Below are 22,429 nucleotides of genomic sequence, written 5' to 3'. Positions count from 1 at the left end.
AATGAAGGTACGGCAGAATGGTCTCGATCCGCAACTCTTCAGGAGGAGTGATGGCTCGCACAGCGCCCAGATCCGATGGGGCGTCCTGGACCGACCCCGCCTGCCCTGTCGCACGCACGCTCGACCTGGTCGGAGAGCGATGGAGCCTGCTGATCGTTCGAGACGCGATGGACGGCGCCCGAGCGTTCACCGAATTCCAGCACCGCACCGGAATCGCGCGAAACATCCTCACCGACCGCCTGAATCGCTTGGTCGAACGAGGAATCCTCGATCGGCAGACCGCCCCGACAGGCAGACGACAGAACTACGTCCTCACAGAGGCCGGCCGAGACCTCTTCGCCATCGTCGTGGCTGTGCGCCAGTGGGGTGAACGGCACGCCTTCGCGCCAGGTGAGACTCACTCAGTTCTCGTCGACGACAGCGGTCTCCCGCTCTCGGAGCTGCGTCCCACCGACGCGAGTGGCAGGCCCGTGGACGTCGATACGACCTCTGTGCTGCGCGATCGCTGACCACAAGGGAGGCCGCCTGGCACTCCCAGCGGCCGGCGACCCGTCACCAACGTCAGCGACCTCCTGGCCCGCAGCGACTAGGGTCTGTGGGGAAGGCGCCGGTCTCAGCCCGCCGGCTCACGCTCGCTGTTGGGTGTCGGGCCCCGCGCCGGTGCCGACCTCCAACACCGCCCTCGGCACGTCGGTAACGGTGGCCCGGCCGGACGGTACGGCGCAGGCGGACGGCACCTCTTCGCTCCAGGGGGTGGGTGGCTCCGGTGATGTGAGGGCTCCCTCAGCCGGTGGCCAGGGCGGCGATGGCGGAACGGAAGACGGGCACGTTCTGTCTGGAGACCACCGTGGGGCCTGGTGTCGTTGTGCCAGGCTGGGACGATGGAGATGGCGAGCGATCCGGCAGAGTCGTCAGCGTCGGAGTTGGCTGAGGGCATGCGCGCTGCGTTCAGGCATGCCCGGTGGGACCCGGACGGTGATCCGACCGTCGCCGTCGATGTGCTGGGCGCCTTGGTCGAAGGCGTCTGTGGTCCGGTCGATTCAGTGGCCGCCGGACGCGTCGTTTTCGACTCGGAGGCTATGGGAACGGCGTACCTGTTCTGTGCTTCGTTGAACAAGGCCCTTGACCGGAATCATCCCGCGCGGCCGCCCGCCCACCGGGGCTTGTCGATCACGGAGCATCTCGCCCTCCTGCGGTCTGTGCTGCCCGGGTTCCATTGTCGGCAGCAGGAGGTACTTCAGCTTCTGGACCAGGAGTTCCCGCCAGGCAACTGATCTCGCGTGCGTGTGTGGAGCGGCGAACCTGGCGGAGGCTGCGCCGGAGTTCGCCGCCGGCGCCTCGAACTGAGGGCTGTCGGCGCATTGTTGGGGTGCCGGCATGCTTGCGCAAAGTCCCGGGCCGGCCCTCGCCGCCGAGCGCCGGGAATGGCAGCAGGCGCTGGTCACCCTGGGCTGCCAGTTGGCTGCCGTGGGGCCCCGACAGCACGAGGACTGACTGGTGGATGCCGCAGCGGTGCTCCAGTTCCGCACGCGTGACCCGGACGCACCGGAGCTGGACGAGAACGAGGGGACGAGAACGAGGACGGTTCGCCGACCCGACGGTGGGTGTGACGGGCCCAGACCGCGGTGGAAGCGACGCGGGAGGCTCTCATTGCGCGGTGTAGCCGCCGTCGACGGGGAGAGCGATTCCGGTGATGTAGCTGGATCCGGGGCTGGAGAGCCACAGGACGGCCTGGGCGACCTCGTCGGCGGCGCCGAGGCGGTCGATGGCCTGGCCGGCTTCGGCCTGGTCGCGGTCGAGTTCACCGCCTTCGACCATGGCATCGACCATGGGGGTGGCGATGGTGCCGGGGCAGACGGCGTTGATACGCACGCCGCGGGGGCCGTATTCGAGGGCGGCGCTCCTGGTCAGGCCGATCACGCCGTGCTTGGTGGCGTGGTAGGCGGCGCGGCCGGGGTTGCCGACGAGGCCGCCGAGGGAGGAGCAGTTGACGACGGCGCCGCTGCCCCGGGTGCGCATGTGGCGCAGTTCGTGCTTCATGCTCGCCCAGATGCCGCGCAGGTTGACGGCGTTGACGCGGTCGAACTGGTCGGCGCTCTCGTCGGCGGCGTCGGTGGGCGGGGGCATGATTCCGGCGTTGTTGTAGGCCATGTCCAGGCGGCCGAAGATGTCCACCGTGCGGTCGACGGCAGCGGCGACCTGGTCCTCGACGGTGACGTCGCAGAGCAGCGCCAGGACTTGGTGCCCCTCCTCCTCGAGCTGCTGGGCGACCCGGGTCACGGTCGCTTCGTCGATGTCGGCGAGGGCGACTGAGGCGCCGGAGGCTGCGAAGGCACGGGCCGTGGCCAGCCCCATGCCGGAGGAGGCGCCGGTGACGAAGGCGACCTGGCCGGTGAAGTCGTACGTGGGGTTCATCGGAGATCTCCAGGAAGGGGTTGAGGGGGTCAGGTGGTCTGGCCGCCGTCGACGACGAGGACGGTGCCGGTGGTGAAGGCGGCGTCCTCGGAGCACAGCCACAGCACGGCGGAGGCGATCTCTTCCGGTCTGCCGAGGCGGCCGACGGGTTCGTCGGCGATGAGTCCTTCGTGGCCCCCAGGGCGGGTCTCGCCGAAACGGCGGATCATCTCGGTGTCGACGATGCCGGGGCAGAGTGCGTTGACGCGGATGCCGGCGGAGGCGTGGTCGAGGGCAGCGGAGCGGGTGAAGCCGATGACCCCGTGCTTGGCGGCGGCGTAGGCGGCCTGCCCCTTGAAACCCTTGACGCCGGCGCCGGAGGAGACGTTGACGATGGCGCCTGTGCCGTCCTGCTGGAGCATCTGCCGGATCTGGGCGCGGGTGCACAGGAACGCGCCGGTGAGGCTGACGCCGAGGATGCGGTCCCAGTCGTCCTTGGTGGTGTCGGCGGCCGACTGGACGGGCTGTTCGACGCCGGCGTTGTTGAACGCGGCGTCCAGACGCCCGAAGTGCCCAACAGTCCGGCCGACGGCCGCCCGGACATCTTCTTCGCTGGTGACGTCGCAGGTCAGAGCAAGGGCCCGACCGCCCTCGGACTCGATGAGGCGGGCGGTCTCGCGCAGACCGTCGGCGGACAGGTCGACGAGGGCGACCTGCGCGCCCGCGCGGGCGAAGGCCAGCGCGGTGGCGCGGCCGATGCCGGAGCCGGCACCGGTGACGAAGGCGGTCTTGCCGTGGAAGTCGTAGGTGACGGTCATGTCTGTTCTCCCATCGAGGGGCGGCCCGTGGCGGAGGGCTTGGAGGCGGGTCAGTGCTGGGTGGGCGACGGTGCGGTGATGTCGTCGTGCACGGGGATCTCGGGGATCGGTGTACTGCGCTGGGTCAGGGTCCGTGTCGGGTTACGGGTGCCGCTGAGGGCAGGGACGGTCAGCGGCAGCAGGTGAGGGTGGCGGGAGACGGCGCCGGCCGAGACCGGCCGGCGCCCCGGTAGTGAGACGTGGGGAGGCCGAGGACCGGGTCCCCGGTTTCAGCCGGTGGCCGAGGCGGCGTGGTACTCCTCGTCGGTGACGGGGTTCAGCCAGTGCACGACAGCGTGGTCGTCGTCGCCCTCGTTGATGGCGAGGTGGACCATCAGCCGGTTCGGTGCGGCGCCGTGCCAATGCTCCTCGTCGGCCTCGAACAGGACGCGGTCACCGGGGCGGATGACTTCCACCGGTCCGCCGCGGCGCCGGCACAGGCCGACACCTTCGGTGACGAAGACGGTCTGGCCCAGCGGGTGACGGTGCCAGTGGGTGCGGGCGCCGGGCATGAAGTGCACCAGGGACGCGGTGACCCGGGAGGGGGCAGGGGCGGCGGCGACGGCGTCGATGTAGACGTCGCCGGTGAACCAGTCGGCCGGGCCCTTGGCGGTGTCGATCGAACTGCGGGTGATCTGCACGGAAGCTCCTTTGTCCGGTGGAGGGGGTCAGGGCGTGAGGAGGGTCTTGACGGCGCGGCGTTCGTCCATGGCCTTGTAGCCCTCCGCGACCTGGGCGAGGGGAAGGGTGAGGTCGAAGACCTTGCCGGGGTCGATCCGGCGGGTGAGGACGCGGTCGATGAGGTCGGGCAGGTAGCGGCGGACGGGGGCGGGGCCGCCGCGCAGGCCGACGTGGGAGAAGAACAGCTCCTGCCCGTCGATCGCGACCTCGTGCGGGACGCCGACGAAGCCGACGTTCCCGCCGGGCCGGGCGGTGTGGAGGGCCTGTCGCATGGCCTCGGCGGTGCCGACGCACTCCAGGACGGAGTCCGCGCCGATCCCGCCGGTCATCTCCTTGATGCGGGCGATGCCCTCCTCACCGCGCTCGGCGACGATGTCGGTGGCGCCGAACTCCCTGGCCAGCTCCTGCCGTGACGCGTGCCGGGACATGGCGATGACGCGCTCCGCACCCATCTCCGTCGCGGCGATCACGCCGCACAGGCCGACCGCACCGTCGCCGACGACCACGGCCGTCGAGCCGGGCTCGACCTCGGCGGCGTCGGCGGCCCACCAGCCGGTGCCCATGACGTCGGAAATGGCCAGCAGACCGGGCCAGAACTCCTCGTCGGGGACCTCATCGGTGGCGACCAGGGTGCCCTGGGCGTGGGGGATGCGGACGTACTCGGCCTGGCAGGTCGACAGGAACTCGCGGTGCAGGCAGTTCGACGGGAAGCCGTTGCGGCAGTTCGCGCAGGTGTTGTCCGAGGTCGCGAAGGAGCCGACGACGAACTGGCCCGGCTTCACCGAGGTGACGGCGGAGCCGACCTCCTCCACGAAGCCGACGTACTCGTGGCCCATCGGGTGCGGGTCGCCGATCGGCTCCGCGCCGCGGTAGGGCCACAGGTCCGAGCCGCACACACAGGTCACGGCCGTCCGGATGACCGCGTCGGTCGGGTGGACGATCCTGGGGTCGTCCACGGCCTCGAACCGGACATCGCCGGGAGCGTGGATCACTGCGCCGCGCATGAGCAGACTTCCTTCGCGTGCCGAGGCGTACGGTCGCCGGATGACCGGACCGTCGCCGTGTACAGGGGGTGCACGCCCGTCGTGACGGGACGGGCGGAAAGCACCACGTCATCCAGGTAACCCGGTCCTCGCGCCCGTAGCGAGACACCATCAAGGGGTGTACTGCCAGTACATCCCTATGGACGCGGGCAGGACGTACCGTCGAAGGCGTGGACAACCAGGCAGAGGTCCGCGAGTTCCTGACCTCGCGGCGCGCGAGGATCAGCCCCGAGCAGGCGGGACTGCCCGCAGGCAGCCGCCGGCGAGTGCCCGGTCTGCGCCGCAGCGAGGTCGCCGCGCTCGCCGATGTGAGCGTGGAGTACTACGCCAAGCTGGAGCGCGGAAACCTCGCCGGAGCCTCCCCGGCCGTCCTCGAAGCCGTCGCCCGTGCCCTCCGGCTCGACGACGCCGAACGCGCTCACCTCCTGAACCTGGCACATGCCGCCGACGGCTCCGACGCCCTCACCCGGCCCCGCCGCCGCGCCGCCCGAACCTGGACCGCGCACCGGAGCCTGCAATGGGTGCTGGACGCCGTCACCGCCGGCCCGGCCTTCGTCCGCAACGGCCGCATGGACATCCTCGCCACGAACCCGCTCGCCCGCGCCTTCTACGACGACGTCTACGCCTCGGCCGGCAACCAGGCCAACCTGGCCCGGTTCCAGTTCCTCGACCCCTCCTCGCGTCGCTTCCACCCCGACTGGGACCAGGCCGCCGACATCGCCGTGGCCATCCTGCGCACCGAAGCCGGCCGTGACCCCCACGACAAGGACCTGCACGACCTGGTCGGCGAGCTGTCCACCCGCAGCGACGACTTCCGCACCCGCTGGGGTGCCCACGACGTCCGCCACCACGGCACCGGCACCAAACGCTTCCACCACCACACCGTCGGCGACCTCACCCTCGCCTACGAGGGTCTGGAGATGGCCGCCGAACCCGGCCTCACCCTCACCGTCTACACCGCGGAACCCGGCTCGCCCTCCGAAGAGGGCCTACGCCTGCTCTCCTCCTGGGCCGCCACGACCCAGGCCCTCGCACCCCACCCGAGCGACTGACGATCCCCGGCCAACCGTGACCGAGCGCACCATGGGCACCTCCAGCCGCCTCCCTGGCTGCATCTTGGGGATCGTTAACATGCAGCCATGACGAAGAGGCATGTGGTGGCCGTACTGGCTTTCGACGGCATGGCGCCCTTCGAGCTGGGTGTGGTGGTGGAGGTCTTCGGTCTGTCCCGGCCCGAGCTGGGGGAGCTGCCCTGGTACGAGCTGCGGGTGTGCGCCGAGGAACCCGGCCGGGATCTGCGGGCGGTCGGCGGGTTCACGGTGCGCGCCGAGTACGGCCTCGACGCGTTGGCCGCCGCGGACACGGTGATCGTGCCGGGAGTGGCCGAGACCGGGGCGGAGGTCTCGCCCGCCCTGGTGGACGCGCTGCTGCGGGCCCATGCGCGAGGGGCTCGCCTGGTGTCGATCTGCTCGGGGGCGTTCGCGCTGGCCGAGACCGGCCTGCTGGAGGGCCGGCGCGCCACCACGCACTGGCGCTACGCCCGCGCGCTTGCCGAACGGCATCCCGGGATCGAGGTCGACCCCGACGTGCTTTACGTCGACAACGGCGACGTCCTCACCAGCGCGGGCAGCGCGGCCGGCATCGACCTGTGCCTCTACCTCGTCCGGGCCGATCACGGTGCGGCCGTCGCCAACGCGGTGGCGCGCCGCTTCGTCGTACCACCGCACCGCGAGGGCGGACAGGCCCAGTTCATCGAGGCCGCGGTGGGAGAGATCGACCCCGAGGGCGACGGCGTCACGCGGAGCATGAACTGGGCGCTGCGCCATCTGCGCACACCGCTGTCCGTGCCCGCCCTGGCCGCGGCCGCGTGCATGTCGGAACGTTCGTACGCGAGGCACTTCACCCGCCGCAACGGCGTGAGCCCCATGCGCTGGGTCATCGCCCAGCGGGTGGCTGCCAGCCTGCTCCTGCTCGAGTCCGGCGAGGGCACCGTGGACGAGGTCGCCGCGGCGGTCGGCTTCGACAGCACCGCGACGTACCGGCACCACTTCACCCGTCAGATGCGTACGACGCCGACGGCCTACCGCAAGACGTTCAGCCGCACCCCCGCACACCTATAGGGGTCGGAGACGGCTGGCGGGATCTTGATGGCCTGTGGCATTCGCGCCACTCGCGGGGCGGACCCCGGGAGCGGAGGATGGAGTCGTCGCCAGCCGGGAAACCCGGCGTGGCGCGCAGGGCCCGTTCCGTTCCGACCAGCACGAACAAGAGGTACTGCACCCATGTCCGCCACCGCTTACGCCGAGATCTCCAGTGCCGTCCTGAGCGTGCCCGCCGCCACGCCGGCCGAGGCCGCCGCCCACTACGCCGCCCGTCTCGCCTTCGAGGCGGACGTGTCCGACGTCCACACCGATCTGGGATCCGGCGCACCCGGGATCGTGGTGGTCGACACCCGCAGCACTGCCGGCTGGGACCAGGGCCACATCCCCGGTGCTCTTCACATCCCGACCGCACGGATCGCCGACCTGGCACCGCGGCTCATCGACCCGGACCGGACCGTGGTCACCTACTGCTGGGGACCCGGCTGCAACGGTGCGACCCGCGCGGCGCTGGCCTTCGCCCGCCTCGGCTACCAGGTCAAGGAAATGCTCGGCGGCTTCGAGTACTGGGCCCGCGAGGGCTTCGCCTACGACTCCGCCACCGGTACCGGGCAGCGCCCTGTCGACGACCTGACCGCCCCGCGTTCGGGCGTCTCCTGCGCGTGCTGAAGGACACCGGACGGCCGTGCGGCGTGATCCGTGCGGCCGTCCCGGCAGACCTGCCGGCGATCGCCCGCCTGTGCGCCGCCCACGCTGCCTTCGAGCGCGCCGGACCGGTGCCGGCGGATCTCGCCGCCCGCCTGGGGCCCGTGCTGTTCTCGGCATCTCCGAGAGCCTGGTGCCTCGTAGTCGAACGCGAGGGCGAACTGATCGGTTACGCCACCTTCTCCCTGGAGTTCTCCACCTGGCAGGCAACCGACTACGTGCACCTGGACTGCCTGGTCGTCACCGAACCGCACCGAGGAGAGGGCTGGGGGCGCGCCCTGCTCAGCGCCGTGAAGGACGCGGCGGCGATCCGTGGCGTCGCACACATACAGTGGCAGACGCCTGACTGGAACACCGATGCCATCCGCTTCTACCACCGCGCGGGGCCCGAGCCCGGCCCAAGATCCGGTTCTCGCTCCCTGCCCGCCCGGCAGATGCCCGACCCGCCGTGGCGATCAGGGCGGCCGCGAGCCCGAAGACGGTCCGCGGATACCGGGCCACCCAGGCGCCGCCCAGGAAGTTGCCGAGAATGCCAGCGGCGCCATAGAGCAGCAGGAACGTAGTGATCAGACCACCGCTGGCGTGGGTGACCTGTTCCAGAAATGGTGTCACGTAGGTGTAGGTGCCGAAGTGAGCCACACAATGAGGAACGTCAGCAGGAGTGCGAAGCGAGTGTTGACGCTGCGGAGCATGCCGTTGAGCACGCCCAGCCGTGTGGCCTGGACCGGAGGAAGCGGCGGCACGAACAGGAGCAGCATGATCAGTACGCCGACCGTCAGAGCTCCCATGACGGTGAAGGCCGTTCGGCATCCATCGAGATCCCCGATGAGGGTGCCCGTCGGCACGCCGAGGACGGATCCCAGCGGGACGGCAGAGAAGATCACAGCAGTTGCCCTGCCGACCGAGGCTGGCGGCACCAGTCGTTCCGCCAGCCCGGCTCCGATCGACCAGAAGCCGCCGATCGTGATCCCGACCATGATCCGGGAGGTCAGTACGAGCCAGTAGTCGGGTGCCGCGGCGGCAAGGAAGTTCGCCAGTGCCAGCAAGAGCATGAGCCACCCCATCGGGGACCGAGGGGGTAAGAGTTTGCCGCTGACCGCAGTGGTGGTGGTCGCCTGCATGGCATTCCGTCCTGTGAAGGCAGCGTGTTTCGCGATCAGTCCAGCAGGTCTCATCGAGTGGTGGCTGGCAGGTCCGCGACTGAACCGGCCGTTTCACCCTCGACGGGGCCATCACCGCCCGCCCCCTTCACGCAGTGTTCGACGACCTGCTTGAACGGCCCTTCTTTCGACCAGGAGGCGACGTACAGGCTCGCGGAGGACAACCCGGTGGCCGCTCGCAGCTGCGCCGGCGAGGCCGCTTCGTAGCCCTGTTCCCAGAACAGCAGCATCGCGGCCTCCAGCACGGCCTCCATGTCGAAGGCGCGGGGACGGCCGCCGCTGCCGCAGGCATTGAACCTCCTGGGGCGCGGGGTAAGCGTTCCAAGGCGAGGGCGCTTCCCTCTTCTCCACAGTGGACCGACTGCTTGACAAAGCAAGCGCCACCCCCGCCAAGCGCCCGCCTTTCGGCGGCCCACAGTGATCCTGAGCACTTATGGATCGTTCGAGCCGTAACTACTTGACCGTGTGCCGAGTCGGGATGAGCGAACCGTGTCACCGGTCCCGACACAGATCCAGACCCCGAAACGCCGAAGTCAGCGCAGTCCCGATTCCGCGGGCTGGCGGACGTAGCCCTCTCACAGGCCCCGGCGTGTGCAGAAGTTGCCCGTGCCGGGGCTCCGACGAGTCCGGTGAGCAGACTCAACTCATCGTGCGTGTACCCGCCGTCGCTGCGCCGGCGTGATGGTGCCGCGGGGTCCTTCGTGCTCGTCCGGGCGCAGGCACTCGATCAGGTAGTCGCCGGTTTCGGGGGCCCGGGTTACTCCGTGCGTCTCGCTGCCGAAGCCAGGGAAGTGGCGGTCGAAGGACTCCAGGGCGCGGAGGTAGCGCAGGAGAGGGCCGTCTTCGTCTCCGACGTTTTCGCCTGGCATGAGGACGGGGATGCCGGGCGGCGTCACCGTGACCATCGCTGCGGCGACGCGGCCTGCCGCGTCCGCCAGAGGGATCCGTTCCGTGCCGCCGCGGATCAGGCGCTGGTAGCACAGTTGGGGCGAGGCGACCGGCTCCGGGAGTTGCTGGAAGGCCGTGTCGAGCAGTCCGACCAGGCGGACATCGCGCAGGTGGGCGTGCATCTCCTGGCACAGGTCGCGCAGGCTCCGTCCTGCGTAGCGCCGCGGGTGCTCGGTGATCAGGGCGGGCAGCACGCGATCCAGCGGGGCATCACTGTCGTGGAGGTCCTTGAAGTCCATCAGGGCATCCAGCAGCGTGCCCCACTTGCCTTTGGTGATGCCCATGGAGAACAGCACCAACGCGGTGTAGCTGTCGGTCTTCTCCACGACGATGCCGCGCGTGGTCAAATACGCGGTGAGGACGCGCGCCGGGATGCCCCAGTCGGACATCACACCGGTCGCGTCGAGTCCCGGGCAGGTAAGGGTCACCTTGATCGGGTCGAGCATGCAGTAGCCATCGGTCAGGCCGGGGAAACCGTGCCAGTCCGCGTCGGGCTCGAGGTGCCAGCAGGACATCTCGGTCCGCAGCAGTTCCGCCGGTGCCTCCTCGAACGGCAGCCGCATCCCACTCTCAGGGGCGGTCACCTCGTCCGGCTGCCATACTCCGAAGAACCAGGGAGGCCGGTCTCCGGCGGCCTCGATCCGCCGCCCGATCCGCACCATCTCCTGGCGGAAGCGGACCGCCTCAGAGATCGCCTCGTCGACCAGCCACCGCCCTTGCGGACCGTCCATCATCGCAGTGGCCACGTCCAACGAGGCGATCATCGGATACAGCGGCGACGTCGTGCCGTGCATCATCAGCGCCTCGTTGAAGCGGTCGTGCTCCACCGGCGCTCGCGGGGCGGACCGGACGTGCACCATGGCGCCTTGAGACAGCGCGGCCAGCAGCTTGTGTGTCGACTGGGTCGCGAAGACCGTCGGCCGGTCGGGGCCGGGGAGGGTCTCCTCGTCCACCGACATGCCGTAGCGTCCCGCGTACAGCGGGTGGAAGCGGGCGTAGGCGAACCACGCCTCGTCGAAGTGCAGCCGGGGTGTGCTGGCCGCGAAGGCCCGGGCCGCAGCCGATGCGTCATAGCACAGGCCGTCATATGTGGAGTTTGTGAACACCGCGTACTGAGCGCGCGGTGACACCGCGTCCGCTGCGAGAGGGCTCTTCGTGATCCTCGCCGCGACCGAGTCCGCCGCGATCTCGGCCGCAGGCAGAGGTCCGGCAAGCCCGTAGCCGTTGCGGGTCGGGACCAGGTACACCGGCCGGGCGCCGGAGACGACCAGGCCGTGCAGGACCGACTTGTGGCAGTTGCGGTCTACCAGGGCGATTTCGTCATGCGTCACACTGAAGTGGCCGACCAGACGGTTGCAGGTGGAGTCGCCGTGCAGGACGAAGTACGTGTGGTCTGAGCCGAAGACCCGGGCGGCGTTGCGTTCCGCCTCGCCGATCGGCCCGGTGTGCTCGAACAGGGAGCCGAGCTCCTCCACCGAGATCGAAAGGTCGCTCCGCAGCAACCGTTCCCCGAAGTAGTCGTGGAAGGCTCGGCCCACGGGCGACTTGAGGAAGGCGACGCCGCCGGAGTGCGCGGGGGTGTGCCACGAGTATTCGTGCGCGCCGTCGAAGCGCCGCAGCGCCTTGAAAAACGGTGGGAGCAGGGCGTTCTGGTAGGCACGAGCGGCGGTGGTGATCCGCCCCGCGATGAACGCAGGCGTGTCCTCCAGTGGCCACACGTAGCCCACCACCGACTGTGATACCCACAGTGGCAGCTCGCGCAGCCCCTCGTCCGCCATGACCAGGAACACCGGCAGATTCTGGAACCGGCGCCCGATCCTGCGCAGAACCGTCGCGCCGCCCGGCCCGTCCTCGGGTCCCGGCAGAAGATCCCAGGCCACCACCGCGGCGGCCAAGCCGGCCTCCGTCCTGAGCACCGCATCGGCGTCGGAGACGCTCACCACCCACCGGACCTGGAAGCCGCTCGCCCGGATTCCCTCGGCGATGCGCGCCAACTGCCCAGCAGAGGCACCTCTGTCTTCCGGGTGCTCCGTCACCGCTACGAGGACCGTGCCGTCGGTCATGCCGTACCCCCCTTGCCCGGTGACCCGCGCCACCCCCGACCAGTGTTCGCGGCCTGCGCGCGCACGGTCGTCCGATGCCGGTCAAACCACCCCAACGGGTCACGTTGTGGACCGCCCTTGACGCGTCAACCGCGTCCGGCACCCGTTGACGCAGGTGACGCAGCTTTTGCCCGTCACTCACTTGCCAAGGCTCCACCCCGCTGTGCCGACGGTGGCGGCACGGCGCATGAGCCCGAAGCCTCGAAGCGGCCTCGTGGAGCGCGCAAGCGCTGGAAGGGATTGTCCGGCCTCGCGGTGGACGTCGCGGTCGCGCGCCTGTCTGGTTCATGCCACCGAAAGGTAGGCCACGTAGCACCGCCGGTCCGGTCGGAATTGCCGCAGTCCGTTCACTCCTCGGGCTGACTCGCAGCCTGGAACAGCCCGGCTGACCAAGGTGATCGCTACGTTTCCTATGCATGGACGAGGTGACGGATATTGGTGCGCTGGTTCGTGAGGTACGCCAGGAACTGGCGGGTGAGCTGCGTCTGCGGCTGCGAGAGGCTCTCGCCGACCGGCCGCGTGAATGGCTCGTGGAGCAACTGCTGGACCTTGTTCTGGCACCCGGCCTGCCTGCCCAGCGCGGAATCCGTGCCGCCGCGGCGCCGACGGAGGAACCGGCTGACGAGCGACAGCGGCGGGCGGAACGCGTACACACTCTGGCTCTCGACCTGGAGCGGCTGCGCCGGTTCATCGACGACTACCAGGTGCTTGACCGCGACACCCTGATCGGGCGCGGCCTGCTGATCGATCCACCGCTGAAGGGAAGCTGCCTGCTCGGCCCCGAGCATCGTTCCCCCGAAGGTGAACATCTGCTCACGGAGGCGAAGGACCTTCTCCACGCATTGCTGTTCGATGACGAGGAGGCGGGTGTGTGCCTGGACCGGGTGGAGCGAGAACTGTTGACTCTGACCCTGCCGCGGCACAAGGCACACGTCATCGCCTTCGTGCTTCGCGCCGCCACTGAGATCGGCGCCGCTGGCACATGGCGCGATCCCGGGGGCATGGCGAACGACGCGCGAGCCCCGAACACGGTTCTGCAAGTCGAGTACGGCGAGGTCGCGGAGGAACTGGTCGGCAACGGCATCACCGCCTGCCTGCGGCTGATCAACAACCTCGAAGTCAACGAAGTCGTGCTCTACGCCCGTATGGAGAACGTGGAGGAGAGCACCCTCGACTGACCGGACACCAGGTGAACCGTACTGCCCGCCTGATCCTTCGAGGTCGACGACCCGGGCGGGTGATCTTCTGGCTGGCCGGGCATGAGAGCAGGGCCTCCCGCACAGCTCGCGGGTGTCGAATTCAACCGAGCGACAGGAGGCCCCTGGTGCTGCCTTCCGCGCCGGCCTGGATGTCGCCCACCTCAGCCCTCCTGTCGTGTGGTTGCCCCGCTCGCCAGTTCGGGAACATGGTGGACCTGCCGTACGGATGACCGAAGTATCCGTCGGACATGAGCGACGCGGGGTGAGCCGTCGTACGTGAAGTGATGCCAGATGGCTGGCTGGAGGGCGGTGGCGGACAACCGGAGAGCGGTACGCGGCCGGCACCGATGCGGCTGCATCGAGCGACTGCGCCCCGATGACGGCTGCGGTCGGCTCCGCATCCCGGACCGCGGCTCGAAGGACCCGGTCGTGGTACTCGGGGGCCAGGCCCTTGCCCCCGCCGGCGCCGGAAGAAGGCACCATGGTGGATACCTCGGACTGCTGCCAGCCGTGATGACGCCCGCGACTTCGGTCACCGACCGGGACACGGGACGGACACTTCTGGCCCGGCTGCGTGAACGACACTGGCGCGTCACGCGGGTGCGGGGCCGGCGGATGCTGCACCGGGCGCTCGGTCAACTCACCCGCGAGGCCTGACGGATCGCGATGACCGTGGTCAGAGAACAGCGGCGACACCAGCGGCTTCGCCGTGCTGCCGAAGAGGTGGCTGGTGGAGTGCACGATTGCGTGGCTGATGCACGCACGCCGACTGGCCCGCGACCACGAGACGCGCACCGACACCTCGGAGGCGGTGATCGAGTGAGCGATGAGCAGGGTCATGAGCCGCCGCCTCGCCCGACGGGCACGGTGAACAGCACTGGCCGTTCCGGCGTCAGCCAGCCCCGTGCGGCCAGCCGCCTGGCTTCCAACCGCTCCCTTCCCCCTACGCCGGGACCGGCTCCAGACCGAGGACGGCCACGAGTTGACGACAGCCCACCGCCTCCCCGCGCATCCTGTTCCCGCTACCCGGGATTCGGTGATGGGGTCGCTGAGGAACATGAACGCGCTGCTCGGCATCGGGTGGAGGCCCCTTTAGAAGCCATCTCATTTGGGGGGGGTCGGTATTCTGTGAGTCATGGTGGGGATCGTTGAGCGGTTGGTGCCGGACGAGTTGTGGGAGTTGTTCCAGCGGGTGGTGCCGGAGGCGCCGTCGAGGCCGCAGGGTGGTGGTCGGCGTCGGCACGGCGACCGGGAGGTGCTGGCCGCGATCGTGTTCGTGGCCACGTCGGGTTGTACCTGGCAGCAGCTGCCTTCGGCGTCGTTCGGCCCGTCGGGAGCGACTGCCCACCGGCGGTTCTCGGAGTGGTCGAAGGCCAGAGTGTGGGCCAAGCTCCACCGCCTGGCCCTCGACGAACTCGGTGCCCGCGGCGAGCTGGACTGGTCCCGCTGCGCGATCGACTCGGTGAACTTGCGGGCCTTGAAAAGAGGGACCTGACGGGTCCGAATCCTGTCGACCGGGGCAAGTACGGCTCGAAGATCCACCTGATCACGAACGGTCGGGTCTGCCCATATCCGTCGGCATTTCCGGGGCCAACCTGCACGACAGCCAGGCCCTGATACCGCTCGTGAAGGGCATCCCGCCGATCCGCTCGCGCCGAGGCCGACGACGGCGCAAGCCCGGCAAACTCCACGCCGACAAGGGCTACCACTACGCCTACCTGCGACGATGGTTACGCGAACGCGGCATCACCCACCGCATCGCCCGCAAGGGAGTCGAGTCCTCGCAACGACTGGGCCTCCACCGCTGGACCGTGGAACGCACCATGGCCTGGCTCGCCGGCTGCCGCCGCCTCCACCGACGCTACGAACGCAAGGCCGACCACTTCCTCGCCTTCACCAGCATCGCCTGCACCCTCATCTGCTACCGCAGACTCACCAAATGAGATGGCTTCTTAGGCCGAGCTGCGGGAGGCCGAGACGGTGAGGGGAGCGGTTCGTGCTCGCGCGTGAGACAGTGGGCGAGGTTCTGGCATCCCGACACCCTCACCAAAGAGACAACACGACACCGTGTCCCTCCCGCCGAAGCACCATACGCCTGACCAGCGGAAAAGAACCCGTCGCTCTCGGAAAGACAACCGCTTCCCAGGGCAGAGCGCGGTGCCTGGTCAGGTGGGCTGAAGTTCACCGGTGACGGGGATGCCGGGAGCATCATGGTTCGTGACGATGGAGAGGCTCGGGCCTTTCGGGCCGGGGTGCCACTGGCCGCCGGCCAGGCGGAGGAGCGCGATGTTGGGGGTGGGGCCCCGTTTCCAGTCCAGGGCACCCGCGATGGTGGACAGAGTGGTGCCCGCGAGAGTGTGGGCGATGGAGGCGTGGTCGGTGGGGTCGTCGGCCGTACTGAGCGCGTGGTGGGCGGTTTCGACGAGGGCGTGGGCCAGCCCGAGGGGCTGTAGCCAGGATTCACCGGTGTCGCGTTGGTAGGAGTGGGCGAGGTCGGCGCAACTGGTGCCGTCGAGGCTGGAGCGGTAGGGGTGGTTAGGGCTCCAGTAGACGAGGGTGGCGACGCGGGCGTCGGCGAGTTCGGCGTGGATGTCCGGGGAGGTGGTGGTGTGGGTGTGGGGGTAGGTCAGCCACCGCGAGCAGGTGATCAGCCGCGGCCGTAGCCCGGCCCGGCGGGCCTGGTGGTGGAAGAGAGCCAGGTCGGCGGTGGTGGCGGCGCTGGTGACGATGGCAGCACCGTGTTCCCGCATGCGGGCGACCTGTGTTTGGAAGTCGTTAGCGGGCTCATGGTATGCGCCGAGGTCGGCCAGGGTGTGTCCGCGCGCGGACGTCACCGGGGCGAAACCGTACTCGTGGTCGCGGAGGAGTGAGCCCTGAAGGTCGTCGTTCCACAAGCAGCCTACGGTGTGGGGGCCGTCGATCTGTTCCCACATCCGGGAGAAGACGGTGGCGATGTCGTCCAGTCCCCACGCGAAGTGGTAGGTCCACCGGAAGGCATGCCCGGGGTCGGCGCCACGGGAGTGGACATAGGCCTGCCACGGGAAGGTGGTCGACAGGCAAGGAACGCGCAGTTCCTCGCAGGCGTCCGCGACCGCCGGCAGTACCTGCGTGCCGGCCATGGTCAACACGATGTGCGCCTGGTCAAGGGTGACCAAGTCACGGACGGCCTGCTGAGCCGTGACGGGGTCGGAGCGGCTGTCGCGAACGGCGACCGTCACGTCGTAGCGGCGGTTGCCGTTGCGGACGTGGGTCAGCTGCGGTGCCAGCGCCTCAAGGACGTACGTCAGCGGCTTGCCCAACGGAGCCAGACGACCCGTCAGCGGCGCCACCACGCCAATCGTCAACTGAGCCGAGGATGCGTTCACCTGTACTGCCTGCTTTCTCATCGCTCGCCGGAAAGGGGCCGGTGCAGCATGGTGATGGAGGACGCCACTGCTCACCGGCCCCGCCGGTACTTCTGTGATCCGGCGCCTCGTCAGCGGCCGGAGCGGTCGACGGTGACGCACGTGGTGCGGCTCATCACCGAGACCGTCTCGTTGCCACAGTTGTTGCTGTGGCCCGAGGCGTTGCGGGCGAACAGCAGGTTGGAAAGGATCCCGCCGCTGGGGCCGGCTTGGTCACCGCCACTGTTCTTACCCGTGTCCTCGGACAGGCAGGTGCGGTCCTTGAACAGCGCCACCTTTCCCGTACCGCAGAGGTTGGCGTGGCCGGAGGAGTTCCTACCGGACAGGTTGGACAGCACACCCCCCGGTCCCGCGTCCGTGTCACCGGCCTGCGCCGTGGCCACACTCATCGGCGCCGCCAGCACCATCCCCACCATCGAAGCCACCACCGCGATACGCCGCGCACCGAACATCCGCACCTGATTCCTCCACATCTACCGTTGCCGACCACGTCAGCCGGTCCATCAGCCCTAACGACGTTCCGGCCGAACGGCATGGCCCCCGGGGGGTGAAACAGCAGCACGATGGTTGATCAATCACCGAAAGGAGACACCCACGTCGGAGCCTTGACAGCTGTCACCGGTCAGTGGATCTGAGCAGGCGTTTGAACCGTTCCGGTTCGGTAGCGATGTGCAGGTCGCCCGGTGCCTCGGCCAGGCGCCGGACGAGCCGCTGGGCCCAGCTGAGGGGGTAGCCCTGCTGGGGGGGGGCCGGAATCTCGATGGAAGTGTGCAGATTTCCGGTGCGCAGGTCGGCGCCGACGGCCAGAACACCTGGGGCGTTGTCGATGCGCAGTTCCGACTGGAGGCGTCCCTCGAGGCACAGTTGGTCAGCGAGGCGCTCCCGGCGTTCCGTGGGGCCGGCTCCGCGGTTGGCACGTTGAACGGGAAGAGCCTTTTGTCCTAGTTCGCCGCCCAGTCTGAGGCAGACCTGGCGGATGCACGGGGACCCAGGCGGGGCCCATGTTCTGGAAGCCGTGGCAACCGGGGTTCTCGTGCTGGAAGATCCTGGCCACCATCCTCTACCTGCGGAAAAGCTCGCTTCAGGAGCTCCTCGGCCAGCTCTTCAACACCACTGCCATGACCATCAGCCGTGCAGCGAAAGACGTCCGCCCACTCCTCGAAGTCACCGGAGTCTGCCTCCCTGCCTCAACAGCACGTTTCCGCACACCAGACGACATCGCCCGGTACCTCGCCCCTGGCGAAACCAAGATCAAACCAACGTGTTGATTTCCGGCAAGCCCTGAGCCGGACCGCAGCTGGCTGATCTGGTTGAGTTCACCGCCGGAGACCGCATCGGCCTGGGTAGACCGCATCGCGCTGGTGAGCTGGCGATGCCCCGCCCCTCGTTCTGTTCTGCCGGAGGTCAGGCTGCCTGGGTGAGTTCTGCGCGGCCGAAAAGGATCGCGTAGCCGGAGGGGAGTCGGGCGAGGATGCGGTCGAGCAGGTCGGGTCCGGCGATGCGTGCGACGACGCCCAGGACGGAGCCGACGTCCCAGCGTGTGGTGGCCAGGGTGCCGCCAGTGCGGGTGGCGAGGTCCCTGACGAATGCCCAGCCGGTCATCGAGTCGGTGGCGGGTATCTGGGCGGCGAAGATCTGCGCGGCTTCGCGGGGCAGGCGGGCTGCCAGGTCCACGCGTTCCTCGCCGGTGATGCGGCGACCGAGGGCGGCCAGGACGGCAAAGACGACTTCCTCGGCCCGCTCGCGGGTGGGATAAGCGCCGTTGTAGCGGACCTGTTCCAGCATCTGGCCGAACGACATGGCCGGGATCGTCGTGATCGTCTCCGGGGTCGTCGTGGTCTGCATCGCTGAAGGGAGCCTTTCTCGCTCGTAGGTGTGTCGGTTGTGCGGGCCGGTGGCCAGGGACGCGGACAGGTTTCAGCCATCGGATGTGGTGCCGTTCTGAGGCCGGCCGAAGAGCAGGTCATATCCGGGTGATGGCTGCAGCAGGAGGCAGTGGGTCAGTTCCTCCCCTGCGGCGTCGGCGGTCACGCTGTGCACGGCACCTGGTCGAGAGCGACGTCCCAGCGCACGGCCAACGGGGTCCTCCTTGACCTGACGGCCCGTGCCGGCGGGCGGAGGGCGGATGCGGTGGAGAGACCGGGTCCGCCTCCGCCTGCCGGGGTGGCGTGTCAGCCGGAGATCTCCTTGCGCCCATCGCCGGCGCCGATGGAGATCTTGCGCGGCTTGGCCCGCTCAGCGATAGGGACACGCAGGGTCAGCACGCCCACGTCGTAGTCGGCGCTGATGTGCTCGGTGTCGAGGGAGTCGGCCAGCACCACCTGGCGGGAGAAGACACCCAGGGGGCGTTCCGAGAGCTCCATCTGGGTGTCGTCGCTCTTGGTGAGGGGACGGCGTTCGGCCTTGACGGTCAGCATGTTCCGCTCGACGTCGATGTCGATCGCGTCCGGGTCGACGCCGGGCAGGTCGAGGGCGATCACGTAGGCGTCGCCCTCACGGTAGGCGTCCATGGGCATCGCCGACGGACGCGACCAGGTGCCGGGTGTACTGCCGAACAGCTGCTGGGTGAGCCGGTCGAATTCACGGAACGGGTCGGTGCGCATCAGCATCGTGAACCACCTCCAGTACGAGTAGAACCGCTCATGCGCTGCTTCCTGTATTTCTTGTAGCATGTCATCGGAACGATGACAAGCGTAGACGTCACCGGTCGGGTGACGCATCACATGGAGGTGAATCATGACCGCAGGACCCCAGAAGGCCGGTATGCAGCCCTCGTCGTTCCTTGCCGCCGAGGCGGCGCTGACGGCGATCGACGAAGCCGTCCACACCGCCCAGACAGGTCAGTCCGCAGAGCGGCCCGGTACCGAGGTCAGTCCTGGCCAGGCCCTTGCGGCGCTGCTGCTCCTGCGTCAAGTCCGCGCCCATCTCGCGGGCTGGGAAACGGGACTGATCGAAACCGCACGTGATGCGGGGGCCAGCTGGGCCGATCTCGCCCGCCCCCTTGGTGTCGCCAGCCGGCAGGCCGCCGAACGCCGCTATCTGCGCCTGCGTCCCGGAGCCCCCGGCACCACCGGCGAACAGCGCGTACAAGCCACCCGGGACCGTCGCGCCGCCGACCGCACCGTCACCGCCTGGGCCCGCGGCAACGCCGCCGACCTGCGCCAGCTCGCCGGCCAGGTCATCGCCCTCACCGACCTCCCGGCCAAGGCCCGTACCCCCCTCCTCCAGGCACTCGGCCACGACGACGCCGCCGATCTCATCGACCCACTGGCCCGAGCCCGCGACCACCTTGCAGCCGACCACTCAGAGCTGATCACCCGCATCGACGCCCTGACCCGCCGCACAGCCCAGTTCCGCGTACCGGGGGAAGAGCGGAGGACTGTGTAGTCCCCGGAGGGCGGCTGCAGATGTCCGTTCGAGCTCTGCACGGTGGCCACGAGGGCAGTGGGTGCCGCGTCTGGCTTTGTTCACGGGTAGCGGTTCTGGCTCGCTTTCCGTGACGCGTGCACGGTGGGTGATCTTCGCTGAGAGACCAGTGGGACCGAAGGCGCGCCTCAGGTGGTCGCATGCGCGCGGCCGAGTTGTTCGAGCAGAGACGTCCTTGGGTGCGCGCCCCGGACCGGCCGCCGTCGGACGATGTTGTGGTTTCCTGCCGGGTTCGGGGCTCGCCATGGCGGTCATGGCCCTGGTGTTCCTCGGTCCCGAGGGTTCAGCGGCACAGCGCTGGACGGTGATCGTGGCGCTGTTCGCGTACATCCTGTTCGCCGGGATCGGGATTCAGGCGGTGGTCTGGCTCATCGGTCCGGAGATCGTGCCGCTGAGCGTGCGCGGTCCGGCGACCAGTCTGGCCACCGTCACGCTGTGGGGTGTCGACCTGCTCATCGCGGTGACCGCCCTGACCGCCATCCAGGCCATCGGCCGCTCCGGCACGTTCTTCGTCTACGCTCTGATGAACGTCGCGTGCATCGCCTTCGTGGCGGCGAAGGTACCGGAAACCAGGGGCAAGTCCCTGGAGAGCATCGAACGCGCGTTGCCGCGCGGCGGTTCCTTCCGCGAGACGCTCCGGAACTCCTGACCGGATGGACGAAGCAGAGCTCCAGAGGGTCCTCGCGCTGACCCGACGGACCAGGAACGAGGGGGGCGGGGCGCAGAGGCCGAGGGCGTGGCCCGCGCTCCAGCCCGCCTCCTCCACCTGCCCTCTCCCGCGCATCTGGCCGTCGCCGAAGCCGGCGTTCTGGAGATCAGGTACGAGCCGTTCGCGGGCGGTGTCCGGGTCGGTTGCCGACCGGTACCGGGTGAACGGCGCGGACGGTGCCGCGTTTGCGAACAGGGGCCCGAGGGCGGTCCGACGCCGTCAGCGCCGGGGCAGGGCGAGCGCGCACAGGGCGAACGTCATGGCGAATGCCGCCTGGACGAGCATGCAGACCGCCAGCGCGCTCGTGTAGGCCTGAGCTGTCGGGACCGTGGTACCGGCCAGAGTCGTACCGAGCAGACCTCCGGCAACGGCGACGCCAAGGCCCATCGCGGCCTGCTGTGTGGTTTGAAGGACGCCGGATGCCGCTCCCGCGGATGCCGGAGGGACCTCGGCGATCATCGCTCCGACGAGCGGTCCGAACATGAAGGCCTGCCCGACACCGACTCCGACGAGGAGGGCGGCGAACGTCCACGAGTTCAGGCCGGAATCCTGGAGGAACACGGAGACGGCTGTGACGCACAGGAGTGCGGCTTGGATGAGTCCGCCGATGGTGAGGAGCCTTCGGAACCCGAAACGGGATGCGAGCTTCCCCGACCAGATCGACACGGTGAGGAAGCACAGGGAGAACGGCACCAGCACGAGAGCCGCGTGCATGGGAGACCATCCGAGCCCCGTCTGCGTGGAGATCGCGTAGAGGAACGTAAACCCACCGAACGCGGACTGGAGCATCAACGCCATCACCAGTCCGATCCGGTAGGAGCCGAGTCGAAACAGGGGCGGCGGAACGAGCGGAACGCGGTCACCACGGTGCAGCCGCAACTGCCACCGCCAGAACGCCGCGAACAGTAGCGGTGCCGCCCCCAGCAGCACCCAGCACCAGACCGGCCAGCCCAGTGCGCCGCCCAGGGAGATCGGGATCATGAGTGCCAGCAGACCGAGCCCGAGCAGTGTCGTCCCGATCAGGTCGAGCGACGGGTGGCCGGGCGCACTGGTATCGGGCAGCCAGCGCAGCGCGGCGCCGAACGCGATCACGCCCATGAGTACGCTCATCGCGAAGATCATTCGCCACGGAGCGCCGAGCAGGGGGACGGACAGCAGTACGCCGCCCAGGACCTGACCGATCGCCGTGGCCCCGCCCGCGGTGGCACCGAACAGTGCGACGGCGCGGGCACGTTCGGGCCCCTGGGTGGACGCCGTGATCGTCGCCAGCACCTGAGGGACCATGGCCGCCGCGGAGATTCCGGTGAGGGCCCGCGCGACGATCAACACGGCGATGCCGGGGGCCAGGGTCGCGACCAGGGAGAACAGGGTGAACCCGGCCATGCCGAGCAGGAAGAGCCGGCGTCGCCCGTACAGATCCCCGAGCCTGCCCCCCAGGACCATCGGAATGGCGAAACCCAACGCGTACACCGACACCACCAACGACTGCTCGGCAGCCGTGGCCCCCAGAGAGGCGCCGATGTCGGGCACGGCGATACCCGCCGCCGCGAAACTGACCACCGACAACAGCAACGCCGACAGTGTCGTCAGGAGTCGGCCCGTCCCCAGTCCCGGAGCCGGAGGCTCGGACAGACCCCGGGGAGGCGGCGGCGCGGCGCGGTCGTCCTTCCTGCCTGGTTCGCCTGCGGGGGAGGAAGGGCTG

20 protein-coding genes and 5 pseudogenes are annotated in these 22,429 nt (G+C 69.2%); 11 read left to right on the top strand and 14 right to left on the bottom strand.

The features are described 5' to 3' along the window. The first annotated feature begins 50 nt into the window (after positions 1-50). The gene (locus QC283_RS37330) at positions 51-509 is read left to right on the top strand and encodes a winged helix-turn-helix transcriptional regulator (protein WP_279566236.1); all 459 of its coding nucleotides are present in this window, start codon (positions 51-53) and stop codon (positions 507-509) included. A 372-nt stretch (positions 510-881) separates the two neighbouring features. Continuing rightward, positions 882-1,274 (top strand): hypothetical protein, encoded by a 393-nt coding sequence (locus tag QC283_RS37325; protein ID WP_279566228.1) that lies wholly within the window; start codon positions 882-884, stop codon positions 1,272-1,274. A gap of 373 nt (positions 1,275-1,647) precedes the next feature. On the opposite strand, the gene QC283_RS37320 is transcribed toward QC283_RS37325, so the two are convergent. The 4 genes from QC283_RS37320 to QC283_RS37305 form a co-directional block, all read right to left on the bottom strand. Then, a complete protein-coding gene (locus QC283_RS37320) occupies positions 1,648-2,415 on the bottom strand; it encodes an SDR family NAD(P)-dependent oxidoreductase (protein WP_279566227.1) in 768 nt (255 codons plus the stop codon). A gap of 29 nt (positions 2,416-2,444) precedes the next feature. Next, complete coding sequence (locus tag QC283_RS37315; protein ID WP_279566226.1) at positions 2,445-3,212, bottom strand: glucose 1-dehydrogenase; 768 nt, start codon at positions 3,210-3,212, stop codon at positions 2,445-2,447. Positions 3,213-3,481: 269 nt separating this feature from the next. Next, the gene (locus QC283_RS37310) at positions 3,482-3,892 is read right to left on the bottom strand and encodes a (R)-mandelonitrile lyase (protein WP_279566225.1); all 411 of its coding nucleotides are present in this window, start codon (positions 3,890-3,892) and stop codon (positions 3,482-3,484) included. 27 nt (positions 3,893-3,919) lie between these two features. Continuing rightward, on the bottom strand, positions 3,920-4,936 hold the full coding sequence (locus QC283_RS37305; protein ID WP_279566224.1) for a zinc-dependent alcohol dehydrogenase family protein: 1,017 nt from the start codon (positions 4,934-4,936) through the stop codon (positions 3,920-3,922). Between the two features lie 209 nt (positions 4,937-5,145). Between QC283_RS37305 and QC283_RS37300 the strand changes: the two genes are divergently transcribed. From QC283_RS37300 to QC283_RS37285, 4 genes are all read left to right on the top strand, one after another. After that, positions 5,146-6,027, top strand: a complete 882-nt coding sequence (locus QC283_RS37300) for a helix-turn-helix transcriptional regulator (protein ID WP_279566223.1) — start codon at positions 5,146-5,148, stop codon at positions 6,025-6,027. 87 nt (positions 6,028-6,114) lie between these two features. Next, entirely contained in the window at positions 6,115-7,095 is a 981-nt protein-coding gene (locus tag QC283_RS37295; RefSeq protein WP_279566222.1) for a helix-turn-helix domain-containing protein, read from the top strand. 162 nt (positions 7,096-7,257) lie between these two features. After that, entirely contained in the window at positions 7,258-7,743 is a 486-nt protein-coding gene (locus tag QC283_RS37290) for a rhodanese-like domain-containing protein (RefSeq protein ID WP_279566221.1), read from the top strand. Beyond that, positions 7,737-8,342, top strand: a complete 606-nt coding sequence (locus QC283_RS37285) for a GNAT family N-acetyltransferase (protein ID WP_279566235.1) — start codon at positions 7,737-7,739, stop codon at positions 8,340-8,342. The genes QC283_RS37290 and QC283_RS37285 overlap by 7 nt, the downstream gene beginning before the upstream one ends. Here QC283_RS37285 and QC283_RS37280 read toward each other — a convergent pair. From QC283_RS37280 to QC283_RS37270, 3 genes and pseudogenes are all read right to left on the bottom strand, one after another. Beyond that, positions 8,224-8,831 (bottom strand): annotated as a pseudogene (locus QC283_RS37280) (MFS transporter); the annotation flags it as partial. The gene QC283_RS37285 and the pseudogene QC283_RS37280 sit on opposite strands and share 119 nt — an antisense overlap. Positions 8,832-8,950: 119 nt before the next feature. Next, the gene (locus tag QC283_RS37275; protein WP_279566220.1) at positions 8,951-9,184 is read right to left on the bottom strand and encodes a TetR/AcrR family transcriptional regulator; all 234 of its coding nucleotides are present in this window, start codon (positions 9,182-9,184) and stop codon (positions 8,951-8,953) included. Between the two features lie 399 nt (positions 9,185-9,583). Beyond that, on the bottom strand, positions 9,584-11,950 hold the full coding sequence (locus QC283_RS37270) for an Orn/Lys/Arg decarboxylase N-terminal domain-containing protein (protein WP_279566219.1): 2,367 nt from the start codon (positions 11,948-11,950) through the stop codon (positions 9,584-9,586). Positions 11,951-12,405: 455 nt separating this feature from the next. Between QC283_RS37270 and QC283_RS37265 the strand changes: the two genes are divergently transcribed. Then, positions 12,406-13,167, top strand: coding sequence for a hypothetical protein (locus QC283_RS37265; protein WP_279566218.1), 762 nt, complete (start codon positions 12,406-12,408; stop codon positions 13,165-13,167). A 1,156-nt stretch (positions 13,168-14,323) separates the two neighbouring features. Beyond that, positions 14,324-15,131, top strand: a pseudogene (locus tag QC283_RS37260) (IS5 family transposase). 222 nt (positions 15,132-15,353) lie between these two features. On the opposite strand, the gene QC283_RS37255 reads toward QC283_RS37260, so the two are convergent. The 3 genes and pseudogenes from QC283_RS37255 to QC283_RS37245 form a co-directional block, all read right to left on the bottom strand. Next, positions 15,354-16,532 (bottom strand): ABC transporter substrate-binding protein, encoded by a 1,179-nt coding sequence (locus QC283_RS37255; protein WP_279566217.1) that lies wholly within the window; start codon positions 16,530-16,532, stop codon positions 15,354-15,356. 131 nt (positions 16,533-16,663) lie between these two features. Beyond that, positions 16,664-17,044: a hypothetical protein gene (locus QC283_RS37250; protein WP_279566234.1), complete on the bottom strand. Its 381-nt coding sequence runs from the start codon at positions 17,042-17,044 to the stop codon at positions 16,664-16,666. 208 nt (positions 17,045-17,252) lie between these two features. Beyond that, positions 17,253-17,631: pseudogene (locus tag QC283_RS37245) on the bottom strand (TerD family protein); the annotation flags it as partial. A gap of 1 nt (position 17,632) precedes the next feature. Between QC283_RS37245 and QC283_RS37240 the strand changes: the two are divergent. Continuing rightward, positions 17,633-17,860: pseudogene (locus tag QC283_RS37240) on the top strand (ISAzo13 family transposase); the annotation flags it as partial. Positions 17,861-17,996: 136 nt separating this feature from the next. On the opposite strand, the gene QC283_RS37235 reads toward QC283_RS37240, so the two are convergent. The 3 genes and pseudogenes from QC283_RS37235 to QC283_RS37225 all read right to left on the bottom strand — a co-directional run bounded on the left by QC283_RS37235 (position 17,997) and on the right by QC283_RS37225 (position 19,201). Further along, positions 17,997-18,437 carry a DUF2267 domain-containing protein gene (locus QC283_RS37235; RefSeq protein WP_279566216.1) on the bottom strand — a complete coding sequence of 147 codons (441 nt, stop codon included), beginning with the start codon at positions 18,435-18,437 and terminating at the stop codon, positions 17,997-17,999. 72 nt (positions 18,438-18,509) lie between these two features. Continuing rightward, positions 18,510-18,635, bottom strand: a pseudogene (locus tag QC283_RS37230) (DUF2267 domain-containing protein); the annotation flags it as partial. A gap of 128 nt (positions 18,636-18,763) precedes the next feature. Beyond that, entirely contained in the window at positions 18,764-19,201 is a 438-nt protein-coding gene (locus QC283_RS37225; RefSeq protein ID WP_279566215.1) for an Hsp20/alpha crystallin family protein, read from the bottom strand. A 127-nt stretch (positions 19,202-19,328) separates the two neighbouring features. Between QC283_RS37225 and QC283_RS37220 the strand changes: the two genes are divergently transcribed. After that, positions 19,329-19,979 (top strand): type III effector protein, encoded by a 651-nt coding sequence (locus tag QC283_RS37220; RefSeq protein WP_279566214.1) that lies wholly within the window; start codon positions 19,329-19,331, stop codon positions 19,977-19,979. Positions 19,980-20,193: 214 nt separating this feature from the next. Next, entirely contained in the window at positions 20,194-20,667 is a 474-nt protein-coding gene (locus QC283_RS37215) for an MFS transporter (protein ID WP_279566213.1), read from the top strand. 279 nt (positions 20,668-20,946) lie between these two features. Here the strand turns inward: QC283_RS37215 and QC283_RS37210 are convergent, their stop codons facing one another. Then, positions 20,947-22,299, bottom strand: coding sequence for an MFS transporter (locus QC283_RS37210; RefSeq protein ID WP_279566212.1), 1,353 nt, complete (start codon positions 22,297-22,299; stop codon positions 20,947-20,949). Positions 22,300-22,429: the final 130 nt, after the last annotated feature.

It is taken from the genome of Streptomyces sp. DH41 (assembly GCF_029813785.1).
GTDB lineage: Bacteria > Actinomycetota > Actinomycetes > Streptomycetales > Streptomycetaceae > Streptomyces.
The sequence above is the reverse complement of the archived record's forward strand: the minus strand, read 5'-3'. Positions and strand labels throughout refer to the sequence as shown.

What these genes read in the sequence shown, in the direction of transcription:
- QC283_RS37250 (WP_279566234.1), bottom strand. Translation starts at nt 17,044, where the DNA reads ATGTTCGGTGCGCGGCGTATCGCGGTGGTGGCTTCGATGGTGGGGATG.
- QC283_RS37320 (WP_279566227.1), bottom strand. Translation starts at nt 2,415, where the DNA reads ATGAACCCCACGTACGACTTCACCGGCCAGGTCGCCTTCGTCACCGGC.
- QC283_RS37305 (WP_279566224.1), bottom strand. Translation starts at nt 4,936, where the DNA reads ATGCGCGGCGCAGTGATCCACGCTCCCGGCGATGTCCGGTTCGAGGCC.
- QC283_RS37325 (WP_279566228.1), top strand. Translation starts at nt 882, where the DNA reads ATGGAGATGGCGAGCGATCCGGCAGAGTCGTCAGCGTCGGAGTTGGCT.
- QC283_RS37235 (WP_279566216.1), bottom strand. Translation starts at nt 18,437, where the DNA reads ATGCAGACCACGACGACCCCGGAGACGATCACGACGATCCCGGCCATG.
- QC283_RS37290 (WP_279566221.1), top strand. Translation starts at nt 7,258, where the DNA reads ATGTCCGCCACCGCTTACGCCGAGATCTCCAGTGCCGTCCTGAGCGTG.
- QC283_RS37330 (WP_279566236.1), top strand. Translation starts at nt 51, where the DNA reads ATGGCTCGCACAGCGCCCAGATCCGATGGGGCGTCCTGGACCGACCCC.
- QC283_RS37220 (WP_279566214.1), top strand. Translation starts at nt 19,329, where the DNA reads ATGACCGCAGGACCCCAGAAGGCCGGTATGCAGCCCTCGTCGTTCCTT.
- QC283_RS37315 (WP_279566226.1), bottom strand. Translation starts at nt 3,212, where the DNA reads ATGACCGTCACCTACGACTTCCACGGCAAGACCGCCTTCGTCACCGGT.
- QC283_RS37295 (WP_279566222.1), top strand. Translation starts at nt 6,115, where the DNA reads ATGACGAAGAGGCATGTGGTGGCCGTACTGGCTTTCGACGGCATGGCG.
- QC283_RS37270 (WP_279566219.1), bottom strand. Translation starts at nt 11,950, where the DNA reads ATGACCGACGGCACGGTCCTCGTAGCGGTGACGGAGCACCCGGAAGAC.
- QC283_RS37265 (WP_279566218.1), top strand. Translation starts at nt 12,406, where the DNA reads ATGGACGAGGTGACGGATATTGGTGCGCTGGTTCGTGAGGTACGCCAG.
- QC283_RS37225 (WP_279566215.1), bottom strand. Translation starts at nt 19,201, where the DNA reads ATGCTGATGCGCACCGACCCGTTCCGTGAATTCGACCGGCTCACCCAG.